The organism is Zoogloea oryzae (assembly GCF_030161255.1).
Lineage (GTDB): Bacteria > Pseudomonadota > Gammaproteobacteria > Burkholderiales > Rhodocyclaceae > Zoogloea > Zoogloea oryzae.
In genome coordinates this window covers 1-20,388 of record NZ_BSPX01000069.1, presented here as the reverse complement: position 1 = coordinate 20,388, position 20,388 = coordinate 1, and the positions used below count along the sequence as shown (strand labels likewise).

Below are 20,388 nucleotides of genomic sequence, written 5' to 3'. Positions count from 1 at the left end.
GATCAGCACCGCCGAGGCGGCGAAGCCGTACCACTGCAGGGCGTAGGAAAGATGGCGCTCGAAGCGCTCGTCCGGGCGCGGCCAGTCGCGCACGATGCCGGCCGGGGCGTCGGGCGCGAGCTGCACCACCACGGGCTGCAGCGGGTAGGGCGCGCTGCCGGCGAAGCGGGCCAGGTCGAGGTTCTGCCACACGGGCTGCCAGCCGGCCTGCGGGGCGTCGCCCAGGGTGAAGAAGCGCGTGCCGGGCACGAAGGCGGTGCCGGTGAGGGTGACCGGCACGGCGGGCGTGGCGACCTGCGGGATGTCGTCGTGGCGGGCGTTGGCGGGAATCCAGCCACGGTTGACCAGCACCCGCATGTCGCTGCCTTCGATGACGAGCGGCGTGAGCACGTGGTAGCCGGCCTGCTCCCGGTGGATGCGGTTATCGACTAGGAACTGGCGGTCAGTCTCGAAGTGCCCGCGTACAGTCACCGGGCGGGCGCGCAGGGCTTCGGGATCCACCGGCGCGCTGCCGATGCTCACCGGCGCGTCGCCGCCCCGGGTGTCGAGCAGGTGCTGGGCAGCGAGCTTGCGGTCGGCCTTGGCGTGCTGCCAGTTGCCGAGCTGGATGCAGCCCGTCGCCACCGCCAGCGCAAGCAGGCCGCCCCACCAGGACGGGCGGAAGCGGCGGCCGCTTGTGGCCGCTCGGGTGACGGCGCAGAATCGGGCGACGATGTTGGGGGAGCGGGCCGTGCTGTTCAAGTTTGCCGTGGTGCTCATGCTGGTGCTGGTGATTGGCAGCCTCTTTTCGGGCTTGTTCTTCCTCTATCGCGACAAGGGGGCGGGCGACCGGGTTGTGCGGGCGCTGACCTTGCGCATCTCCCTCTCTCTGCTCCTCTTCGTGGCCTTGCTGCTCAGCTATCGCTTCGGGCCTTACAGCCAGTAGACGACGACGAACAGCAGCAGCCACACCACATCGACAAAGTGCCAGTACCAGGCCACCGCCTCGAAGGCGAAGTGGCGTTTGGCGTCGAAATGCCCCGACAGGCAGCGCCCGGCCACCACGGCCAGCATGATGGCGCCCAGGGTGACGTGGAAGCCGTGGAAGCCGGTGAGCATGAAGAAGGTGGCGCCATACACGCCGGCGCCCATGGTCAGGCCCAGCTCGGTGTAGGCGTGGTGGTATTCGTAGGCCTGGAAACCCAGGAAGATCACCCCCAGCAGCACCGTGAGGATGAGCCCGGCGTTGAGCTGCGCGCGCTTGCCCTGCATCAGCCCCCAGTGGGCCCAGGTGAGGGTGGCGCCGGAGGTGAGCAGCAGCGCGGTGTTGATGGCCGGGATGCCCCAGGCGCCCATCGGCGTGAAGCTGGCGCCCTTGGGGCCAGCCGAGGGCCAGGCGGCGGTGAAATCCTTGTACAGGGTGAAGGCCGGGTCCATGCCCGCCAGCGCCGGCACCGAGATGTTGCGGCAGTAGAACAGCGCGCCGAAGAAGGCCGCGAAGAACATCACCTCCGAGCCGATGAACCACACCATGCCCTGGCGGAAGGATTGGTCCTCCCAGTCGGTGTAGGCGCCGCGTTGGTTCTCGGCGATCACCGCGCCAAACCACTTGAACAGCACCGCGATGATGACCGCCGCGCCCGTCGCCATCACCCACGGCCCGGGCGCGAAGTGGTTCATCAGAAGGATGAAACCCAGCGCCAGCAGGAACATCCCCCCCGACAGGATGAAGGGGTACAGGCTGGGTTGCGGCACGTAGTAGTGGCCGGCGTGGGGCGCGGCAGATCGGGCGTGGGATGCGTTCACTGGGTGCTCCCTGAGGGTGGGGGTGGGGCCGGGAAGAAGGCGTAGGCGAGGGTGAGCTCGCTGATCTCGGGGCCGATCTCCCGCTCGACGATGAAGGTCAGGGCCATCTCGCGGGATTCGCCGGGGGCGAGGGTCTGCTGAGTGAAGCAGAAGCAGTCGAGCTTCTTGAAGTACTTTGCCGCCACGGTGGGCGACACGCTGGGTACGGCCTGGCCGACGATGGGTTTGTCGGAGAGGTTGCGCACCAGGAAGCGGGTGGTGCGCAGCTCACCCGGGTGGAGTTCGATGGAGGGCTCCAGCGGGCGGATCTCCCAGGGCAGGCCGGGCATCAGGGTGGTGGTGAACTGCACGCCCAGCTTGCGGCTGGCGTCCAGCCCGCCGGGGGCCACGTCGCCGGCGGCGATGGCGTCCTTCAGCGTCTTGCCGTTGAAGCCCACAACCCGGCACAGGGTGTCGTAGAGCGGCACCAGCGCAAAGCCGAAGGCAAAGCACGCCGCCGCCAGCAGCACCAGCCGGCTGACGAGCCGGCCGTGCCTGCGGGGCGGGGGCAGGGTGGCTTCGCGCATGGCCTAGCGCTGGATGAAGAAGCCCACGATGTAGAGCCCCAGCGCCACGGCGCCAAGGGCCCACGCAAAGCGCGCGGACGACTTGCGGCGCTGGGCGAGGTCGAATTCGGTGAGGTGCATGGCGTCTTCCTTTCTCACTTGATGACCGGCTGGACATCCCACGAGTGGTGGGGCGGCGGCGAGCTGAGCTCCCACTCGAGGCCGCTGGTGCCTTCCCAGACCTTGTCGCTGGCCCGCTGGCCGCCGCGCACACAGCGCCACACGTTCCAGGCGAACAGCAGCTGGGACAGCCCCAGCACGAAGGCGCCCACCGTGGAGATGGCGTTGAACTCGGCGAACTGCAGGGCGTAGTCGGGGATGCGCCGGGGCATGCCGGCGAGGCCCAGGAAGAACTGCGGCATGAAGGTGAAGTTGAAGCTGACGACGGTGAGCCAGAAGTGCAGCTTGCCGAGCCGCTCGCTGTACATGTGGCCCGTCCATTTGGGCAGCCAGTAGTACACGCCGGTCATCACGCCCATGATGCCGCCTGCGAACAGCGCGTAGTGGAAGTGGGCGACCACGAAGTAGCTGTGGTGATACTGGGCGTCGGCGGCCACGTCGGCCAGCACCAGCCCGGTGAGCCCGGCAATGCCGAACAGCACGATGAAGCCGATGGCGAACAGCATCGGCGTCTCGAAGCTCATGGCGCCGCGCCACATGGTGGCGATCCAGCAGAAGAACAGCACCGCCAGGGGCAGGGAGATGGCCATCGTGCTGTACATGAAGTAAAGCAGCGCCGGCACCGGCAGCCCGGCGGTCATGAAGTGGTGGGCCCACACGATGAGCCCCAGCACGCCGATGGCGATGAAGCCGTAGACCTGGGCGGTGTGGCCGTAGATCGGCTTGCGGGAGAAGGTGGACAGCACGTGGGGCATCAGCCCCCACACCGGCAGCAGCAGGATGTAGACCTCCGGGTGGCCGAAGAACCAGAACAGGTGCTGGAACAGGATCGGGTCGCCGCCGCCCGCCGCGTCGAAGAAGTGGGTGCCGAAGTGGCGGTCGGTGAGCAGCATGGTCACGCCGCCGGCGAGCACCGGCAGGGTGATGATGAGCAGCACCGCGGTCACCAGCCAGCCCCAGCAGAAGAGCGGCATCTTCATCAGCGTCATGCCCGGGGCGCGCATGTTGAGGATGGTGGCGATGATGTTGATCGAGCCCATGATCGAGCTGATGCCCAGGATGTGGATCGAGAAGATCGCGAAATCCACCCCGATGCCGCCCTGCACCGACAGCGGCGCGTAGAGCGTCCAGCCGGTGGCCACGGCGCCGTCGCCGATGCCGAAGATCGCCAGGATGAAGGGCATGGTGAGCAGCATGGCGGCCGGCGGCAGCAGCCAGAAGCCCCAGTTGTTGAGCCGCGGCAGCGCCATGTCGGGGGCGCCGATCATCAGCGGGATCATCCAGTTGGCAAAACCCGTGGCGGCCGGCATCAGCGCCGCGAAGATCATCACCAGCGCATGCACGCCGATCAGCTGGTTGAAGAACTCCGGCTTCATCAGCTGCAGGCCGGGCTGGAAGAGCTCGGCCCGCACCGCCAGGATCATCGCGCCGCCGACGAAGAACATCAGCAGCGAGAAGGTCAGGTACATCGTGCCGATGTCCTTGTGGTTGGTGGTGGTGAGCCAGCGCATGAGCCCCGTGGGGTGGTGGCCGTGGCCGTCGTGGTGATCGAGGGCGTGGGTGGCGGTGTTCATCGTGCGGACTCCTTACCGAAGGGCCTTGATCTGGGCGGGCTGGATCATGTCGCCCTTGGTGTTGCCGAAGGCGTTGCGCTCGTAGGTGACGATGGCGGCGATGTCTGTGTCGGACAGCGTGGTCTTGAACGCCTGCATCGCGGTGCCGGCCTTGCCGTTCATCACCCGGTCCACATGGCTGTCGGGGATCAGCTTGCCCTCCGGCGAGAGCAGCGGGCCATTGACGATCTTGCTGCCGGCCAGCGCCGGGAAGGCCGGCGGCACGCCCTTGCCGTCGGGTTGGTGACAGGCGGCGCATTGTTTCTCGTAGGCGTCCTTGCCGTGGGCGATGAGCTCGTCCTTGGTCCAGGTCTTGTCGCTGCCAGCGGCTGCAGCGGCCAGCTCGGCCTTCTTCTTGTCGACCCATGCGACGTATTCGGCTTCGGGCACGGCGTGCACCACCACCGGCATGAAGCCGTGGTCCTTGCCGCACAGCTCGGCGCACTGGCCGCGGTAGATGCCGGGCTCCTCGATGCGCACCCAGGTTTCGCGCAGGAAGCCGGGGATGGCGTCGCGCTTGACGCCAAACTGCGGCACCCACCAGGTGTGGATCACGTCGGTGGAGGTGAGCAGGATGCGCACCTTCTTGCCCACCGGCAGCACCACGGGGTTATCCACTTCGAGCAGGTAGTGCTCGCCCTTGGCTTCCTTGCCCTCGATCTGCTCCCGCGGGGTGGACATGGTGCTGATGAAGCGGATGCCCGAATCCGGGTATTCGTACTGCCACTTCCACTGCATCCCGGTCACCTTCACCACCATGTCGGCCTTGGTGCGGGTGTCTTCCATCTCGATCACCGCGTGGAAGGCCGGGATGCCCATCAGCACGAAGTCGATGAAGAGCAGGATGCCGAACGGCACCAGCACCCAGAACCACTGCAGCGCGCCGGTGGGGCCGGTGAAGCGGGCAGGCTCGGCGCCGACGCTCTTGCGGTGCCTGACCATCGAATAGACCATGATGGCAAACACCACCACGAAGAGCACGGTGATGATCACCATGAACTCGTTGTGGATGTTCAGGGTGTCCCGGGCGATGGGGGTGACCGGGGTGGGGAAGTTCCAGCTGAAGTCGGCGAGGGCCGGGCCGGTGGCGAGGAGGGCGCCCAGTCCGGCAAGAAGGCCGGAAATGCGTGGGGCTGACTGAGTGAGGCGGATGCGGGGGTTGAGTGTCGTCAAGGCTCTACCTCTTCTCGTCGTGGGATGATGTCAGGGCTGCAGCCGCTGCCGGAGATCCATCGCCAGCACCTGGCGCTGGTCGGGTGTCATCAGTGCGCCGACCCGTGCGGTCTTGCCGTGGGAACGGATGCACACCAGCGGATCGTCGGGGCGCTCGCCTTCGAGGCTGACCCGGGCCCAGCCGGCATGAAAGCTGTGGTGCGATTCGCAGCCCGGCAGATGGCGGGTGACGGTCAGACGGTCGCCTTCGAGGCGGATCGATTCGAACGAGGCATCGCGGCGCGCAATGGCACGCAGGGCGACGAAGAGAAGAAGGAGTTCAAGACCGGCAAAGGGCAGCACCAGCCATGCGCCGGCCAGCCAGAAACCGAGGCTGATGAGGATGCTCGCCGCCAGGATCAGGCCGATGAGGCCGCGGCGGACTGCTGGGGTGAGTGAGCGGTTCGGGCGCGCGATCCATTCACGCGCGCCCGCCGTCTCTCTTGTTGTTATAGCCATGGCGTCTCCTCCAGGCCCTGTCTGCGACTTTTTGACGCAGATCAAATTCTGAAGCCAGTGTAGCATCGTGCATCGTTTTTGCAGTGCACTTGAAAAACGCGCAAGCGCTTGAAACTTAAAGGGGTTTTAAATGATTTCGATGTTGCGCCGCACCATCGTGACGGGCCTGGCCCTTGGCCTGCTGGCGGCCTGCTCGCCGAAGGGGGATGGCGGGCCCGGCGAGGGCTTTGCAAGCACCGACATCACCGGCGCCCAGTATGGCCAGAGACTCAAGCTCACCGACCACACCGGCACCGTCCGCACCCTGGCCGACTACAAGGGGAAGGTGGTGACGATCTTCTTCGGCTACACCCAGTGCCCCGACGTGTGCCCCACCAATCTGGTGAACATGGCCGAGGTGATGCGCCAGCTCGGGCCCGATTCCGACAAGGTGCAGGTGCTGTTCATCACCGTCGACCCTGAGCGCGACACGCAGGAGCTGCTGGCCCAGTACGTGCCCGCCTTCGATCCGCGCTTCGTCGGCCTGCTCGGCGATGCGGCGACCACCGCCGCGGTGGCCAAGGATTTCAAGGTCTTCTACCAGAAGCAGGGCGACGTGAGCGGCAAGGCCTACACCGTCGATCACTCCACCGGCACCTACGTGTTCGATCCCCAGGGCCGGTTGCGGCTCTACGTGAAGCACGGCGAGAAGCCCGAGGTGATCGCCGGCGACATCCGCAAGCTGCTGGCGGGCAAGTAACCCGACCTGAAATCTGTACCTGTCGAATTTTCAATCTGGTCAATCTGTGCCTATCCGGTTCTTGCCGGGTGAGGACAGAAAACAAAAGGGCGACCCGGAGGTCGCCCTTTTTACCGTTGCCTGCGCCTGGATCAGGCCAGCGCCACCAGCTGGGTGCGCATCTTCTGCATCGCCTTGGCTTCGATCTGGCGGATGCGCTCGGCGGACACGCCATATTCGGCGGCCAGCTCGTGCAGGGTGGCGGCGTCGCCTTCGGCCAGCCAGCGGCGCTGGACGATGGTGCGGCTGCGGTCATCCAGCGCGGCCAGGGCCTCATGCAGCCCGCTATCCTGCAGGCGGGCGTACTCGCGTTGGGCGATCACCTCGGACGGCTCGGCGTGCGGGTCGGCCAGGTAGGCGATGGGCGCGAAGCGCTCCTCTTCGTCTTCGGGGCCGGATTCGAGCGCCACGTCGCCGCCGGACAGGCGGGTTTCCATCTCGCGCACTTCCTCGGGCTTGACCCCGAGCTGCTCGGCGATGGTGCGGACTTCCTCGCCCTGCAGCGTGCTGCTGCTCGCCTTCAGGCCGCGCAGGTTGAAGAACAGCTTGCGCTGCGCCTTGGTGGTGGCGATCTTGACCAGCCGCCAGTTCTTGACGATGTATTCGTGGATCTCGGCCTTGATCCAGTGGATCGCGAAGGACACCAGCCGCACGCCGCGGTCCGGGTCGAAGCGCTTCACGGCCTTCATCAGGCCGACGTTGCCTTCCTGGATGAGGTCGGCGTGGGGCAGGCCGTAGCCGAGGTAACCCCGGGCAATGGCAACCACCAGCCGCAAGTGGGACATGACCAGCTTGCGCGCCGCATCCAGATCCTCGTTCTCCCGGAAGCTGTGGGCGAGGTCGGATTCTTCCTTCTCGGTCAGCAGCGGGATGCGATTCACGCTCTGGATGTATTGATCCAGGCTGCCAACCGCGGACGGGACGGGAAACGACAAGGTATGGGACATCAGTAACAACCTCCTTCACCCAGATGTTAGCACTCCCTGCCTGTGAGTGCTAAGGGGGCGATTGGTTCCGCGGCAGGGGATTTTCCATACCGCACGGGCGACGCCCGCGCCCGTTGTTTACGGCCGCTGCGGGGCGGACTGCATGCCGCGGTGGTGCTTCGCCCGCTGGCCCGTCGCGGCCCGCGCTGTTATCTTCCCGTCGCTACCTGAGGCGCCGCCCGCGCCAGCCCCGAGGACGAACCGTGCACCACACCGCCGAACTCATCCAGCTTCACGACGACATCGACCAGCGGGTCGGAATGATCCGCGCCGGGCAACCCGACTGGCTGTGCGCCAAGGGCTGCGACACCTGCTGCCGGCGCCTCGCCAGCGTGCCCAGCCTCACCGCCGCCGAATGGGCGCTGCTGCGGGACGGGCTGGTCGCGCTGCCGCCCGCCCAGTTGGACGAAATCCGCCGCCGCGTGGCCGCGCTGGCCGATGGTGCGGCGCGCCCGGTGGTCTGCCCGATGCTGGACGAGGCCAGCGGCGCCTGCCCGGTGTATCTCAGCCGTCCGGTGGCCTGCCGCACCTACGGCTTCTACATCGAGCGCGACAAGGGCCTGTACTGCCACGACATCGAGAAGCAGGAAGCCGCAGGCGAACTGGCCGGGGTGGTGTGGGGCAACCACGACGCCGTGGACCGCCGGCTCGCCGCCCTGGGCGAAACTCGCCCGCTGACCGACTGGTTTGCCGACTGGGGCGACGATCCGCCCGCTCGCGGCGCGCCCTGACGGGATTCGCATGGGCGACTGCACGCCGAGCTTGAAATCCGGCATTGGCTGTATATTATTACAGCTTAAAGAGGGTTTCAAAGGTTTCACCATGCCGCGCTTCATCTGCCCCCACTGCCACAGCCCGGTCGATCCCGCATCGATGGATTTCGCCACCGGCCCCGGCGCCTATTACCGCGTCTGCCCGGTGTGCGACGAAGCCGTGCTGGTGGCGCTTGCCGCCGGCCTCCACGCCGCCGAGCCCGAGCCTGCCGCCCGCAATGCGCCCGAGCCGGAGCTCGCCCGATGAGCGACGCCGCCACGGCTGAGCTGCCCGCCTATCTCGCCAGCCTCAACGACGCCCAGCGCGCCGCCGCCCTCCACGGCGCCGGTGAGGATGCGCCGGGCCCGCTGCTCATCATCGCCGGGGCGGGCTCCGGCAAGACCAACACCCTGGCCCACCGGGCCGCCCATCTGCTCGCCCAGGGCGCCGACCCGGCGCAGATCCTGCTCCTCACCTTCTCGCGCCGCGCTGCCGACGAGATGATCCGCCGCGTCCAGCGCATCGCCGCGCAGGTCTCGCCGCGGCACGCCCGGCTCGCCCAGGGCGGCTTTCCGTGGGCCGGCACCTTCCACAGCGTGGGCGCGCGCCTGCTACGCGAGTTCGCCGGGCGCATCGGGCTCGATCCGGGCTTCACCATCCACGACCGGGAGGATTCCGGCGACCTGATGAACCTCGTCCGCCACGAGCTCGGCTGCTCGGCCAAGCACAAGCGCTTTCCCCTCAAGGGCACCTGCCTCGCCATCTATTCGGCGGCGGTCAACACCCAGGCGCCGCTGGCCGAGGTGCTGCAGACGAGCTTTCCGTGGTGTGCCGAATGGGAAACCGAGCTCAAGCCGCTGTTTCTCGCCTACGTCGAGGCCAAGCAGGCCCAGCAGGTGCTCGACTACGACGACCTGCTGCTCTACTGGGCGCAGATGGTGGCGGTGCCCGAGCTGGCCGATGAAGTGGGCGGGCGCTTCAGTCACATCCTGGTGGATGAATTCCAGGACACCAACCGCCTGCAGGCCGGGCTGCTCCAGGCCATGAAGCCCGACGGTCGCGGCCTCACCGTGGTGGGCGACGACGCCCAGTCGATCTACAGCTTCCGTGGCGCCACGGTGCGCAACATCCTCGAGTTTCCCGACCAGTTCGATCCGCCCGCCCGGCGCGTCACGCTGGATCGCAACTACCGCTCCTCCCAGCCCATCCTGGCCGCCGCCAACGACGTGATCGCCCAGGCCAAGGAGCGTTTCAGCAAGGATCTGTGGAGCGATCGCGCGTCGGGCGAAAAACCCCGGCTGGTGTCGGTGCGCGACGAGGCCGATCAGGCCGCGTATGTGGTCGAGCAGGTGCTGGCCCGGCGCGAGGCGGGGCTCAAGCTCAAGGCCCAGGCGGTGCTGTTCCGCGCTGCCCACCACAGCGTGCGGCTCGAGATCGAGCTCACCCGGCGCAACATCCCCTTTGTGAAGTTTGGCGGGCTGAAGTTTCTCGAGGCCGCCCACGTCAAGGACGTGCTCGCCATCCTGCGCTGGGCGCAAAACCCGCGGGATCGCGTGTCGGGGTTCCGGGCCGTGCAGCTCCTGCCGGGCATCGGGCCGAAGACGGCCGGGCGCATCCTCGACAACATCCAGGCCGCCCCGCCGGGCTGCCAGCTGCTGCCCGAGCAGCCGGTGCCCGAAGCCGCCCGCGCCGAGTGGGAAATCTTTGCCCGGATGGTCGAAGCCCTCGACACCCCCGGCGCCTGGCCGGCGCCGCTGGAGCGTCTTGCCCAGTGGTACGAAGCGGGGCTCGACCGCCTGTATGAAGACGCCGCGGTGCGTCAGGCCGACATCCAGCAGCTCGTGCGCATCGCCGCCACCTACCCGAGCCGCGAGCGTTTCCTCACCGAGCTCACCCTCGATCCGCCCGACGCCACCAGCGACGAATCCGGCGCCCCGCTGCGGGACGAGGACTACCTCATCCTGTCGACCATCCACTCCGCCAAGGGGCGCGAATGGCCGGCGGTGTCGGTGCTCAACACGGTGGATGGCTGCATCCCGTCCGATCTGGCCACCGGCAGCGAGCGGGAGATCGAGGAGGAGATGCGCCTGCTCTACGTGGCGATGACCCGCGCCAAGGATCACCTGGATCTCATCGTGCCCCAGCGTTTTTACGTGAGCGGGCAGGCCGCCACGGGCGATCGCCATGTGTACGCCAGCCGCACCCGTTTCATTCCCAACCGGCTGCTGGATCGCTTCGAGAGCACCAGCTGGCCGCCCGTGACGCCGTCGGCGGACGCCGACCCTCAGGCCCGCGAGAAGGCGGTGGATCTGGCGGCGCGGATGCGGGCGATGTGGCGCTGAAGGGGAGGGCGGGTCAGGGCTCGCCCTGGGGGCCGATGCGGAAATCCGCCAGCAGGGTGTCGGCGTCGGGTGTGAGGGGGCGGCCCTTGCTCCTCGTCCGGTTGTCCCGAGATGCATCGCGCCCGCAGGACGGCATGGCCACCACGGGCCGCGACGGGTGCTTCTGGCCATAGCCGCTCAGGTCGTACACCTGGCCGTTGATGACCGTCCAGCAGTCGCCGGGCTTGTTGTGGCGGGCGACTTCGGCACGGCTGATGCGCTTTTCCACCGGCGCGGCGGCCACCGGGGCGGGCGCTGGTGCTGGCGGCGGTGTCATTCCGCTGCCCTGCCAGATCGCCGCGACCGCCAGCCAGAAGGCCACCGTGCCCAGATAGAACAGCTTGTGCATCATTTGAAATCGAAGGGTTCGAAATGGATGTGCCTGTCGGGCACTCCGCGGGCGCGCAGCAGCGCTACGGCGGCCTGCAGCATGGCGGGAGGCGCGCACAGGTGGCAGTGCCAGCCGGTCAGATCGGAAGCCTGGGGCAGGATGGCTTTCAGGTTCGGCGCCCTCGGGCCGGTTTCCCGGGTCTCGAGGTGCAGGCCGGCGTCGTGGCTGGCCAGCTCTTCGAGTTCGTCAAGGCAGGCCGCGCCGGCGTCGTCGGGGTACAGGTAGATCAGGCGCGTGGGGGACGGCAGTCGGCCCTTGCGCAGCTTTGCGATGAAGGGCGCGATGCCGGCGCCGCCCGCCAGCCAGATGGCCGGCGGCACGTTGTCCTGGGAGACGAAATCGCCGAAAGGCCCCTGGATGCGCACGGCCACGCCAGTGTTGAGGGTCTGCAGCTGGCGGGTGCAGCTGCCCAGCGCCTTGATGCCCAGCGAGATCTGCCCGTCCAGGCGCACGCCGGTCAGGGGGTAGGGGTGGAATTCGCCGCAGCCCTTGAAGTCTGGCCCGGCGCCAAAGGCGGCCAGCACGAACTGCCCGGTGTCGGCCTCGATCGGTAGGGTGAGGGGCTTGATGCGCACGTCCACGCTGTCGGCGGCCGGGTGGGCGACGTGGTCCACGATGAAGGGGCGGGCGTTCAGGCCGCCGCCGCGCAAGGCCTGCCACAGCATGAAGGCGAGGGCCAGGATCGGCAGGCCCAGCAGGGGATGGGTGTGGCCCAGCGCCGCCAGGTGGGCGATCGCCAGCATCACTGCCAGCCCGAGCAGCCAGTGGGACGCCCGCCAGATGTCGTAGGGCAGCCGCCGGGCCAGCGACACTCCGACGCCCACCATCAGCCCCAGCAGGGCCGCCCAGCCCAGCCAGCCGGGCCAGCCCTGCTGGAGCGGGTCCAGCGCCGACCAGGCCTGTTGCGGCGATTCTTCCCAGCTGTCGGCGGCCAGCGCCAGGGGGTGGAGCAGCAGCGCCAGATAGGCCAGGATGCCCAGCACCTTGTGCCAGCGGTACAGCCGCTCCAGCCCGCCCAGCCATTCGGTCACCCGTGGGGGGCGGAGCATTGTCAGCAGGCCGGCAAGGATCAGTCCAACGCCAACCCAACCCGCAACGATCGCGGCATTGCGCCCGGGGGTAAGGTTTTCGGGGTAGGCCCAGTAGACGGGAAGGGCGATCAGCAGCCCGGAGATCAGCGGCAGGGAGAGCCGGTGCAGTGCGTTCATGTTGCTGGGCGGCTTACGGCTGGTCGGTTCGGGCTTGCAGGTGGGCGCAGAAATCTGGCCCGCCCGCCACCTCGCGCTCCGCGGTCCTGGCGCGCAGGGCGATCAGGCGCAGGTGGTTTTCCCGGTGGCGCAGGCAGTCGTCATGGGTGCGAAAGCCGCGCACGCGGGCCTGATGTTCGATGCGTTCCGCTGGGCTCATCAGCGGCCAGCCGGGGGTGTTGCCCTCGTTTGCCCGCCACGGGCCGCGGGCAAACGCGCCGCCGGCTGCGCAGCCGAGCGCAAGGACGAACATCGTCCGGTACCCCCGCTTGATCATGACATCTCCCTACCAAGGCTCACGGGCGCCAGTTTACTCCGCCTCTCCGGTCGCCTTGTGCCTTCCGTGAAACACATTTTCTGCCTTGAAGGCCCTTGGAGCCAGCCGCGCCGCCACAGACCGGGCTGGCAAGGCGTGGAACGGCGGGGCAACGTGCAATCGGGCGGCTATTTTGTCATGGACAAATGATTTGAAATTGCCTAAGATTGGGTCAGGTTCAGCCTTGCTAAGGTTTGTGCCTGTTTTGTGTCAAAGACAAAACGGTTTTCTCCTCCTGAGTGGCGTGGCCGGGTGGCCTTTTGAAGGGGTCGAGCATGTCCAGACTGTTCAAGCGGCTTCCCGGCCAAGTGCCAACCCCCGCCGGCGCCGAACGCGTGGTGCTGCGTCGTCTTCCCCGCATCCTGTTGATCGGCACCCTGCTGCTGGCCCTGCCGCCGCTGGCCGCCCGACTGCTCACCGACATGGCGCCGGGCCTGGCGATGATGGACATCTACTGTGTGAGCCTGATCGTCCTGCACTGGACGGTGGTGTTCACCGTGGGGATCGGGGCCTTCATCGTGATGGTGATGAAAGGCCCGGCCTACGTGGCCGACGCCTATCCACTCTCCGACGCCGAGCGGCCCGGCTGAGGGCCACCGGCGCCGTCAGCCGCCGTCATCCTGCCGACCACTCACCAGCCTGTCCGGATCAAAACCCCGCGCAACCAGCCGGGCGCGGATGCCGGCTTCCGTGCGCGCATCGAGCGCCGGCTTGCGCGCGAGCACCCACAGGAAGCGCCGCGATGGCTCGCTGACCACCACCCACTGGTAGTCGTCGTCGATCTCCACCACCCAGTAATCGCCCCACACCAGCGGCAGGAAGGACAGCCACGCCGGCGCAAAGCGCACCTCCAGCTTGGGTGACGCAGGCCCGCCGAGCTGCCGGGCCTGGCCGATCGCCTCGTTCATGCGGCCGTCGGCCAGCCGGCAGCGGTTGGTCACCCGCACGGTGTTGTCGGCTAGCAGCTGGTAATCGGCCGAGGATTCGCCGACGCATTGCTTCTGAAAGCGGTTGGGGTAACGGGCGATCTCGTGCCAGCGGCCCATGTAGCGGGGCACGTCGAGGGATTCGATGGTGGTGAGCGGGGCGGCGACATCTTCGGCCACGGCCGCCAGTGGCGCCGCGACGGCCAGCGCGGCGGCGATCAGCAGGCGCTTCATGACGCAGTGGCCCGGGCGGCGCGCCAGGCGGCCAGGGCGGCGAGGGCGTCGTCGAGGGTGGCGAAGAGTTGCACGCCCTCCTGACGGGCCACGCGGGTCACGCCACGGCCGCCGGCCCACAGGTCGATGTTCGCAGGCAGCATCTGGCGCAGCTGCTGGAGCAGGCCCGGGATCTGGCGCTGGGGAAACGCCACCGAGAACGACAGGGCGACGATGTCGGCCCGGTGGGCTTCGGCGGCGCGGCTGATCTCCAGCAGCGGCATCTGGGTGCCCAGCGGCACACAGTCGGCGCCCTCCAGCGCCAGCATCGATTCGGCCATCAGCAGGCCCAGCACGTGGGGTTCGTCGGGCACGCTGGTCAGCAGCACCCGCGGACCGCGACCGGCCGAGGGCAGGGTGGCGATCACCTGGCGCAGCAGGCGCTTGGTGAGCTCGGTGTACAGGTGTTCCTCGAAGACTTCGAAGCTGCCGTTCTCCCAGGCTTCGCCCACCTTTTCGGTCAGCGGAGCGATGGTGTCCTGGACAAAGTGCTGCAATCCCTGGCGGGCGAGGCGCTGCTGCATGGCCTGCTGATAGCCGGCGGAGTTGTGCTGCTTGATGAGGGCAAGCAGCTCGTCCAGCTCGACGGCCTCGGCCGGCGGAGTGGATTCGGCCGGTCGCGGCCGGCGCGGGGTCAGGCTGGCGAGCTCCTCGGCCGGTGCGCCGATCAGCTTGCCTGGCCGATGCCCTTGATCCATCAGGCGTTTGATGAGACGCAAGCGCTCCACCTGATCGGCCGGATAGACCCGCTCGCCGTTGCAGTCCCGTTGTGGCGTCGGAAAGCCGTAGCGCCGCTCCCACATGCGCAGGACGTCCTTGGATAGCCCGGTGTCGCGCTCCACGGCGGCGATGTTGAAGCTGAGGGTATTCATATTTGTCCTGAACAAATGTTAGACAAACCGTTGACAAATGGGAATCTGATCCCTATCTTACGAACAAAGAGCTATTTTGTCTAGGACAAACAAAAAGTGAGGCTGAACATGCGTATCCAATCTGGCGGTTTTGCCTGCCTCGCGGCGGTAGTGCTGGCCGGTGCTGCGCCCGGCGTGGCATCCGCCGCCTGCCCGCCGCTGCTGGAGCACAGCTTCACCACGCTCCAGGACGGCAAGCCGATGCCCCTGTGCCAGTACGCCGGCAAGGTGATCCTGGTGGTCAACACCGCCAGCTACTGCGGCTTCACCAGCCAGTACGACGGGCTCGAGAAGCTGTACGCCCGCCTGAAGGACAAGGGGCTGGTGGTGGTCGGCTTCCCGTCCAACGACTTTGGCGAGCAGGAGCCCGGCAACGACAAGGAGATCGCCGATTTCTGCCGGCTGACCTACGGCGTGAAGTTTCCGATGGCCAGCAAGACGGTGGTCAGCGGCAAGGGCGCCAACCCCTTCTACCTGAAGCTCGCCGAGATCACCGGCAGCCGCCCCAAGTGGAACTTCCACAAATACCTCATCAACCGGGACGCGACCCAGGTGGTCGCCTTCACCAGTTTCACCAAGCCGGACGACAAGGATTTGGTCAACAAGATTGACCAATTTCTCAAATAAATCCCCCGCCAGGAGCCGACACCGATGAATGCCCCCGAGACCCTCTTTCTCCCCGACGTGCAGTCCTCCGTCGATCATCGCCGGCTGGCGATCCACCAGGTCGGCGTGAAGGGCCTGCGCTACCCCCTCGCGTGGCGGGCTGCCAGCGGTGAAACGGTGAGCACCGTTGCCACCGTGACCATGAGCGTCGGCCTGCCGCCCGAGGTGAAGGGCACTCACATGTCGCGCTTCGTCGAGCTGCTCGAAGCCCGCGACGGCGCCCTCGACCACGCCGGCATGCTGGCCATGGCCGACGAGATGCTGCTGCGCCTGGATGCCGCCAGCGGACGCATCGAGATGGCTTTCCCGTACTTCATCCGCAAGGCCGCGCCGGTGTCGGGCGTGGAGAGCCTGCTCGACTACGACGTGACCCTGATCGCCGAGCGGCTTGCGAACGAGGCGCCCCGGATCACCCTGCGGGTCGTCGCGCCGGTCACCAGCCTGTGCCCGTGCTCCAAGAAGATCTCGGCCTACGGCGCCCACAACCAGCGCTCCCACATCACGCTGGAGGCCCGCCTGCGCGCGCCGATGGACATCGAGGCGCTGGTGCGCATCGCCGAGGACGAGGCCTCCTGTGAGGTCTTCGGGCTGCTCAAGCGGCCGGACGAAAAGTGGGTCACCGAGCGCGCCTACGACAACCCCAAGTTCGTCGAGGATCTGGTGCGCGACATCGCCCTGCGCATGGCCGCCGAGCCGCGCATCGCCGAATGGAAGGTGGCCTCCGAGAACTTCGAGTCCATCCACAACCACTCCGCCTACGCCGAGCTGTACGGCTGCAACCTCTGAGGCACGCCATGCACCCAAAGCAACGCATCGCCGTGGTCGGGGCCGGCATCTCGGGCCTCGCCACCGCCTGGCTGCTGGGCCGCGATCATGCGGTAACCCTCTTCGAGGCCGGTGACTACCTGGGCGGCCACACCAACACCGTGGATGTGACGCTGGAAGGGCGCACCCACCCGGTGGACACCGGCTTCCTGGTGTTCAACGAGAAGACCTACCCCAACCTCATCGCGATGTTTGCGCTGCTGGGGGTGGAGAGCGTCGAAACCGAGATGTCCTTCGCGGTCAGCCTCGAATCGCCGAATCTCGAATGGGCCGGCAGCAACCTGGCGACCATCTTCGGCCAGAAGCGCAACCTGGTGCGCCGTCGCTTCTGGGCGATGCTCTCCGACATCCTGCGCTTCAACCGCGAATGCACCGCCTGGCTCGCCGCTAACCCCGACAACGACCGCCGGCTGCGGGATTTCCTCACCGAAGGGCGTTACTCCCGCGCGTTTGCCGACTGGTATCTGCTGCCCATGGCGGCGGCCATCTGGTCCTGCCCCACCGGCCAGATGCTCGACATGCCGCTGGCCACCTTCATCCGCTTCTGCCACAACCACGGCCTGCTGCAGATCTTCGACCGGCCCATGTGGCGCACGGTGAAGGGCGGCGGGCGCGAATACGTGCGCCGCATCGCCGAACAGCTCGACGACGTGCGCCTCGCCTGCCCGGTGTCGGCGGTGCGGCGCAGCGGCGCCGGCCTGCAGCTCACCCACCGCCACGGCACCGAGACCTTCGACCAGGTGGTGATGGCCTGCCACAGCGACCAGGCCCTGGCCATCCTCGGCGACGCCGCCAGCCCGGCCCAGCGCAAGCTGCTGTCGGCGATCCGCTACCAGCCCAACCGCGCAGTGCTCCACACCGACAAGGCGCTACTGCCCCGCGACCCGCGCCTGTGGTCGGCGTGGAACTACTTTGCCGGCAAGGGCGAGCCCGGCCACCAGCCGGTGGGCGTGTCCTACCTCATCAACCGCCTCCAGCCGCTGCCCTTCCGCACGCCGGTGGTGGTCACCCTCAACCCCGCGCGGGAGCCCGACCCCGCCAGCGTGATCGCCGAGTTCGACTACGCCCACCCGATCTTCGACGGCCCGGCCATCGCCGCCCAGCAGCGCCTGCCGTCGGTGCAGGGGCAGGGTGGCGTGTGGCTGGCCGGCGCCTGGGGCAGCTTCGGCTTCCACGAAGACGGCCTGCGTTCGGCGCTGGCGGTGGCCAACCGGCTCGGCGTGATGGCCCCGTGGCAGGGCGAAGCCCCGGCGGACGCCCGCCAGGCCGAAACGGCCTGAAGCCCATGAACGCCGCACCGGAAATCCTCCTTGGTCACGTGATGCACCGCCGGCTGCGCCCGGCGATGCACGCCTTCGTGTATCCGGTGTTCTTCGTGCGGCTGCCCCTGCGCCGGCTCGAATCCGCCCGCCGGGCGATCTTCGGCGTCGAGCGCTGGAACCTCCTCGGCTTTCGCAACGCCGACCACGGCCCCCGCGACGGCAGCCCGCTGCTGCCGTGGATCGAGGCCCTGCTGCGCGCCCGCGGCCTGCCGGCGGAGGGCGAGATCGTCCTGCAGACTTTTCCTCGCGTGCTCGGCTACGTGTTCAACCCGGTGAGCTTCTGGTTCTGCCACGACCGTGCCGGCCAGCTGGTGGCGGTGCTGGCCGAGGTGAACAACACCTTCGGCGGCCGCCACGCCTACCTGCTCCATCACCCGGACGGAGCACCCATCTGCGATGCGGACGAGTTTGGCGCCGACAAGGTCTTCCACGTCTCGCCCTTCAACCGGGTGGAGGGCAGCTACCGCTTCCGCTTCCAGCTCGGCCGCAGCGTGCAGGCCGTGCACATCGACTACGACGACGCCGAGGGCGAGCTCCTCGCCACCGCCATCAGCGGCCGTCCACGGGCGTGGACGACCCGCGCCCTCGCCGCCGCCCTCGCGCGGATGCCCTTCCTCACCCTGGGCGTGATCGCCCGCATCCACTGGCAGGCCCTGCGCCTGTGGTGGAAGGGCGTGCCCTTTCTCGGCGCCCGCCCTGCCAACCCAGCCCTACGGGAATCGACAAAATGAACAACACGATGATCCTGCGCGGCGTTGCCCGCGATGCCTCGTCCCGCGACACCCGCACCGTCTTCGACCTGCTCGACAAGCTCGAAGGCGGCCCGCTGGAGGTGCGCCTGCCCGACGGCTCCTGCGTGCTCTTCGGTCACGGCGACCGGGGCGTCACCCTGCAGGTGCACGACAAGGCAGTGTTCAGCCAGATTCTCGCCCGGGGCGACATCGGTCTCGCCGAAGCCTACATCGACGGCCAGTGGGATTCGCCCGATCTGCCCGGGCTGCTCACCCTGCTCGCCGCCAATCGCGACGTGCTCAAGAAGGCGCTCTACGGCTCCTGGCGCGAGCTGCTGTCGGCGCGCCTGCGCCACTGGCTCAACCGCAACAGCCGGGCCGGCAGCAAGCGCAACATCATGGCCCACTACGATCTGGGCAACGACTTCTACAGCCTGTGGCTCGACCCGAGCATGAGCTACTCGTCGGCCCTGTACCGCGAGGCGCTGGAGCCCACCTTCGAATCCGCCCAGGAGGCCAAGTACCGCCGCATCCTTCGCCGCCTCGACCCCCAGCCCGGCCAGCGCATCCTCGAGATCGGCTGCGGCTGGGGCGGCTTTGCCGAGCTCGCCACCCGTCGCGGTGCCCAGGTCACCGGCCTCACCCTGTCGCCGGCCCAGCAGGCCTGGAGCCGCGCCCGGGTGCCCGAGGCCGACATCCGCCTGCAGGACTACCGGGACGTGAAGGAGCGCTTCGACCACATCGTCTCCATCGAGATGTTCGAGGCCGTGGGCGAGCGCTGGTGGCCCAGCTATTTCCGCACCATCGCCCGCAACCTTGCTCCCGGCGGCAAGGCGCTGGTGCAGACCATCACCATCCACGACGAGCTCTTCCCCCGCTACCGCAAGGGCACCGATTTCATCCAGCAGTACATCTTCCCCGGCGGCATGCTGCCGTCGCGCAAGGCCTTCCGCGCGGTGGCGGCCAAGGCCGGGCTGGCGGTGAAGGACGAGTTCGCCTTCGGCCACGACTACGCGGCGACCCTTGCCCAGTGGCGGGCCAACTTCGACGCCAACTGGCCGCGCATCGAGCGGCTGGGCTTCGACGACACCTTCCGCCGCCTGTGGCGGATGTACCTTGGCTACTGCGAGGCGGGCTTCCGGGCCGGCAGCGTCGATGTGGTCCAGTTTGAACTCGTCCACCGCTAGGCGCCGGCTGCTGCTGGTGCTGGCCATCTGGCCGTGGCTGCCGGCCCTCGCCGCCGAGCCGGCCGCCCCCGTCCGCGGGCTGCGCCGCTGGGGGCAGGGCGAGTTCCGGCGCTTCGGCTTTCTGGTCTATGAAGCCACCCTGTGGGGCGGCGACGATCCCGCGCGTCCGCCCCTGGCCCTGCGCCTCGACTACCGGCGCAACATCGCCGGCAGCGCCATCGCCGAGGCCAGCGTGAAGGAGATGCGCGCACTCGGCGCCGACGAAGCCCTGCTGCGTCGCTGGGGCCCGGAGATGGCCCGGCTCTTCCCCGACGTCAAATCCGGCGACCACATCGTCGGCGTGTATCGGCCGGAGGGCGCGAGCTTCCTGTTCAACGGCCGGCCCCTGGGCGAGATCCCGGAGCCGGAATTCGCCCGCCGCTTCTTCGGCATCTGGCTCGACCCCCGCACCAGCGCCCCGGACCTGCGCGCCGCCCTGCTGCGTCGGCCGGAAGGCTGAGATGCCCGCCCGCCGCGCCCTTGCCTACGGCCTGCTGGGCCTGCCGCTGGCCTTTGCCGCGCTGCCGGTATACGTGCATGTGCCGCGCCTGTACGCCGAAGCCGCTGGGCTGCCGCTGGCGCTGCTGGGGGCGATCCTGCTCGGCGCACGTCTCCTCGACGCCGGCATCGACCCGTGGCTGGGCTGGCTCGCCGACCGCCTGCCCCGGCGCGGGATGCTCGCCATCGCGCTGCTGCCCTTTGCCGCCGGCTTCGCGGCCCTCGTCAATCCGCCCGCCAGCCACGCCGCCGGCTGGCTGCTGGGGGCGCTGGCGCTCACCTACCTGGGCTTCTCGGCGGCCACCGTGGCCTATCAGGCCTGGGGTGCCGACATCGCACCGGATTCGGGCGAGCGCACCCGCTT

At 68.2% G+C, this 20,388-nt stretch carries 25 protein-coding genes; 13 read left to right on the top strand and 12 right to left on the bottom strand.

Annotation, left to right across the window (positions count from 1 at the left end; translation table 11 throughout):
- Positions 1–759 (bottom strand): SURF1 family protein (locus QQK25_RS18085; RefSeq protein ID WP_284189188.1); only part of this gene is annotated, 759 nt, incomplete at its 3' end.
- Between QQK25_RS18085 and QQK25_RS18080 the strand changes: the two genes are divergently transcribed.
- Positions 731–925 carry a twin transmembrane helix small protein gene (locus QQK25_RS18080; protein ID WP_284189187.1) on the top strand — a complete coding sequence of 65 codons (195 nt, stop codon included), beginning with the start codon at positions 731–733 and terminating at the stop codon, positions 923–925. The genes QQK25_RS18085 and QQK25_RS18080 overlap by 29 nt on opposite strands.
- Here QQK25_RS18080 and QQK25_RS18075 read toward each other — a convergent pair.
- From QQK25_RS18075 to QQK25_RS18055, 5 genes are all read right to left on the bottom strand, one after another.
- Positions 913–1,785, bottom strand: coding sequence for a cytochrome c oxidase subunit 3 (locus tag QQK25_RS18075; RefSeq protein WP_153163090.1), 873 nt, complete (start codon positions 1,783–1,785; stop codon positions 913–915). The two genes, QQK25_RS18080 and QQK25_RS18075, sit on opposite strands and share 13 nt — an antisense overlap.
- Positions 1,782–2,351, bottom strand: coding sequence for a cytochrome c oxidase assembly protein (locus tag QQK25_RS18070; protein ID WP_284189186.1), 570 nt, complete (start codon positions 2,349–2,351; stop codon positions 1,782–1,784). Before QQK25_RS18070 ends, QQK25_RS18075 begins: the two co-directional genes overlap by 4 nt.
- Positions 2,352–2,485: 134 nt before the next feature.
- Positions 2,486–4,084, bottom strand: a complete 1,599-nt coding sequence (ctaD, locus tag QQK25_RS18065) for a cytochrome c oxidase subunit I (RefSeq protein ID WP_284189185.1) — start codon at positions 4,082–4,084, stop codon at positions 2,486–2,488.
- A gap of 12 nt (positions 4,085–4,096) precedes the next feature.
- Positions 4,097–5,296, bottom strand: coding sequence for a cytochrome c oxidase subunit II (gene coxB, locus QQK25_RS18060; RefSeq protein WP_284189184.1), 1,200 nt, complete (start codon positions 5,294–5,296; stop codon positions 4,097–4,099).
- Between the two features lie 30 nt (positions 5,297–5,326).
- Positions 5,327–5,794, bottom strand: coding sequence for a DUF2244 domain-containing protein (locus tag QQK25_RS18055; RefSeq protein ID WP_284189183.1), 468 nt, complete (start codon positions 5,792–5,794; stop codon positions 5,327–5,329).
- Positions 5,795–5,933: 139 nt separating this feature from the next.
- On the opposite strand from QQK25_RS18055, the gene QQK25_RS18050 reads away from it, so the two are divergent.
- Entirely contained in the window at positions 5,934–6,533 is a 600-nt protein-coding gene (locus tag QQK25_RS18050; RefSeq protein ID WP_284189194.1) for an SCO family protein, read from the top strand.
- A 131-nt stretch (positions 6,534–6,664) separates the two neighbouring features.
- Here the strand turns inward: QQK25_RS18050 and rpoH are convergent, their stop codons facing one another.
- Positions 6,665–7,519: an RNA polymerase sigma factor RpoH gene (gene rpoH, locus QQK25_RS18045; RefSeq protein WP_284189182.1), complete on the bottom strand. Its 855-nt coding sequence runs from the start codon at positions 7,517–7,519 to the stop codon at positions 6,665–6,667.
- Positions 7,520–7,761: 242 nt separating this feature from the next.
- Between rpoH and QQK25_RS18040 the strand changes: the two genes are divergently transcribed.
- The 3 genes from QQK25_RS18040 (at position 7,762) to QQK25_RS18030 (ending at position 10,653) form a co-directional block, all read left to right on the top strand.
- Entirely contained in the window at positions 7,762–8,289 is a 528-nt protein-coding gene (locus QQK25_RS18040) for a YkgJ family cysteine cluster protein (protein ID WP_284189181.1), read from the top strand.
- A gap of 91 nt (positions 8,290–8,380) precedes the next feature.
- Positions 8,381–8,578 (top strand): hypothetical protein, encoded by a 198-nt coding sequence (locus QQK25_RS18035; RefSeq protein ID WP_284189180.1) that lies wholly within the window; start codon positions 8,381–8,383, stop codon positions 8,576–8,578.
- The gene (locus QQK25_RS18030; RefSeq protein ID WP_284189179.1) at positions 8,575–10,653 is read left to right on the top strand and encodes an ATP-dependent helicase; all 2,079 of its coding nucleotides are present in this window, start codon (positions 8,575–8,577) and stop codon (positions 10,651–10,653) included. The genes QQK25_RS18035 and QQK25_RS18030 overlap by 4 nt, the downstream gene beginning before the upstream one ends.
- Before the next feature lie 13 nt (positions 10,654–10,666).
- Here QQK25_RS18030 and QQK25_RS18025 read toward each other — a convergent pair whose 3' ends face one another.
- From QQK25_RS18025 to QQK25_RS18015, 3 genes are read right to left on the bottom strand one after another with little or no spacing between them, the layout of a single operon-like run.
- The gene (locus QQK25_RS18025) at positions 10,667–11,044 is read right to left on the bottom strand and encodes a cytochrome b5-like heme/steroid binding domain-containing protein (protein ID WP_284189178.1); all 378 of its coding nucleotides are present in this window, start codon (positions 11,042–11,044) and stop codon (positions 10,667–10,669) included.
- Positions 11,041–12,291 (bottom strand): ferric reductase-like transmembrane domain-containing protein, encoded by a 1,251-nt coding sequence (locus QQK25_RS18020; RefSeq protein ID WP_284189177.1) that lies wholly within the window; start codon positions 12,289–12,291, stop codon positions 11,041–11,043. The genes QQK25_RS18025 and QQK25_RS18020 overlap by 4 nt, the downstream gene beginning before the upstream one ends.
- 13 nt (positions 12,292–12,304) lie before the next feature.
- A complete protein-coding gene (locus tag QQK25_RS18015; RefSeq protein ID WP_284189176.1) occupies positions 12,305–12,607 on the bottom strand; it encodes a hypothetical protein in 303 nt (100 codons plus the stop codon).
- Between the two features lie 314 nt (positions 12,608–12,921).
- Here QQK25_RS18015 and QQK25_RS18010 point away from each other — a divergent pair, with 314 nt between their 5' ends.
- A complete protein-coding gene (locus tag QQK25_RS18010; RefSeq protein WP_284189175.1) occupies positions 12,922–13,236 on the top strand; it encodes a hypothetical protein in 315 nt (104 codons plus the stop codon).
- Positions 13,237–13,251: 15 nt separating this feature from the next.
- Here the strand turns inward: QQK25_RS18010 and QQK25_RS18005 are convergent, their stop codons facing one another.
- Both QQK25_RS18005 and QQK25_RS18000 read right to left on the bottom strand, forming a co-directional pair.
- Complete coding sequence (locus QQK25_RS18005; RefSeq protein WP_284189174.1) at positions 13,252–13,806, bottom strand: lipocalin family protein; 555 nt, start codon at positions 13,804–13,806, stop codon at positions 13,252–13,254.
- A complete protein-coding gene (locus QQK25_RS18000; protein ID WP_284189173.1) occupies positions 13,803–14,717 on the bottom strand; it encodes a MerR family transcriptional regulator in 915 nt (304 codons plus the stop codon). The genes QQK25_RS18005 and QQK25_RS18000 overlap by 4 nt, the downstream gene beginning before the upstream one ends.
- A 108-nt stretch (positions 14,718–14,825) precedes the next feature.
- On the opposite strand from QQK25_RS18000, the gene QQK25_RS17995 reads away from it, so the two are divergent.
- From QQK25_RS17995 to QQK25_RS17965, 7 genes are all read left to right on the top strand, one after another.
- On the top strand, positions 14,826–15,383 hold the full coding sequence (locus tag QQK25_RS17995; protein ID WP_284189172.1) for a glutathione peroxidase: 558 nt from the start codon (positions 14,826–14,828) through the stop codon (positions 15,381–15,383).
- Between the two features lie 24 nt (positions 15,384–15,407).
- A complete protein-coding gene (folE2, locus tag QQK25_RS17990) occupies positions 15,408–16,208 on the top strand; it encodes a GTP cyclohydrolase FolE2 (protein ID WP_284189171.1) in 801 nt (266 codons plus the stop codon).
- A gap of 8 nt (positions 16,209–16,216) precedes the next feature.
- Positions 16,217–17,527, top strand: a complete 1,311-nt coding sequence (locus tag QQK25_RS17985; RefSeq protein WP_284189170.1) for an NAD(P)/FAD-dependent oxidoreductase — start codon at positions 16,217–16,219, stop codon at positions 17,525–17,527.
- 5 nt (positions 17,528–17,532) lie between these two features.
- On the top strand, positions 17,533–18,300 hold the full coding sequence (locus QQK25_RS17980) for a DUF1365 domain-containing protein (RefSeq protein ID WP_284189169.1): 768 nt from the start codon (positions 17,533–17,535) through the stop codon (positions 18,298–18,300).
- Positions 18,297–19,487: an SAM-dependent methyltransferase gene (locus QQK25_RS17975; RefSeq protein WP_284189168.1), complete on the top strand. Its 1,191-nt coding sequence runs from the start codon at positions 18,297–18,299 to the stop codon at positions 19,485–19,487. Before QQK25_RS17980 ends, QQK25_RS17975 begins: the two co-directional genes overlap by 4 nt.
- Positions 19,456–19,986: a chalcone isomerase family protein gene (locus QQK25_RS17970; RefSeq protein WP_284189167.1), complete on the top strand. Its 531-nt coding sequence runs from the start codon at positions 19,456–19,458 to the stop codon at positions 19,984–19,986. The genes QQK25_RS17975 and QQK25_RS17970 overlap by 32 nt, the downstream gene beginning before the upstream one ends.
- Before the next feature lies 1 nt (position 19,987).
- Positions 19,988–20,388 (top strand): MFS transporter (locus QQK25_RS17965; RefSeq protein ID WP_284189166.1); only part of this gene is annotated, 401 nt, incomplete at its 3' end.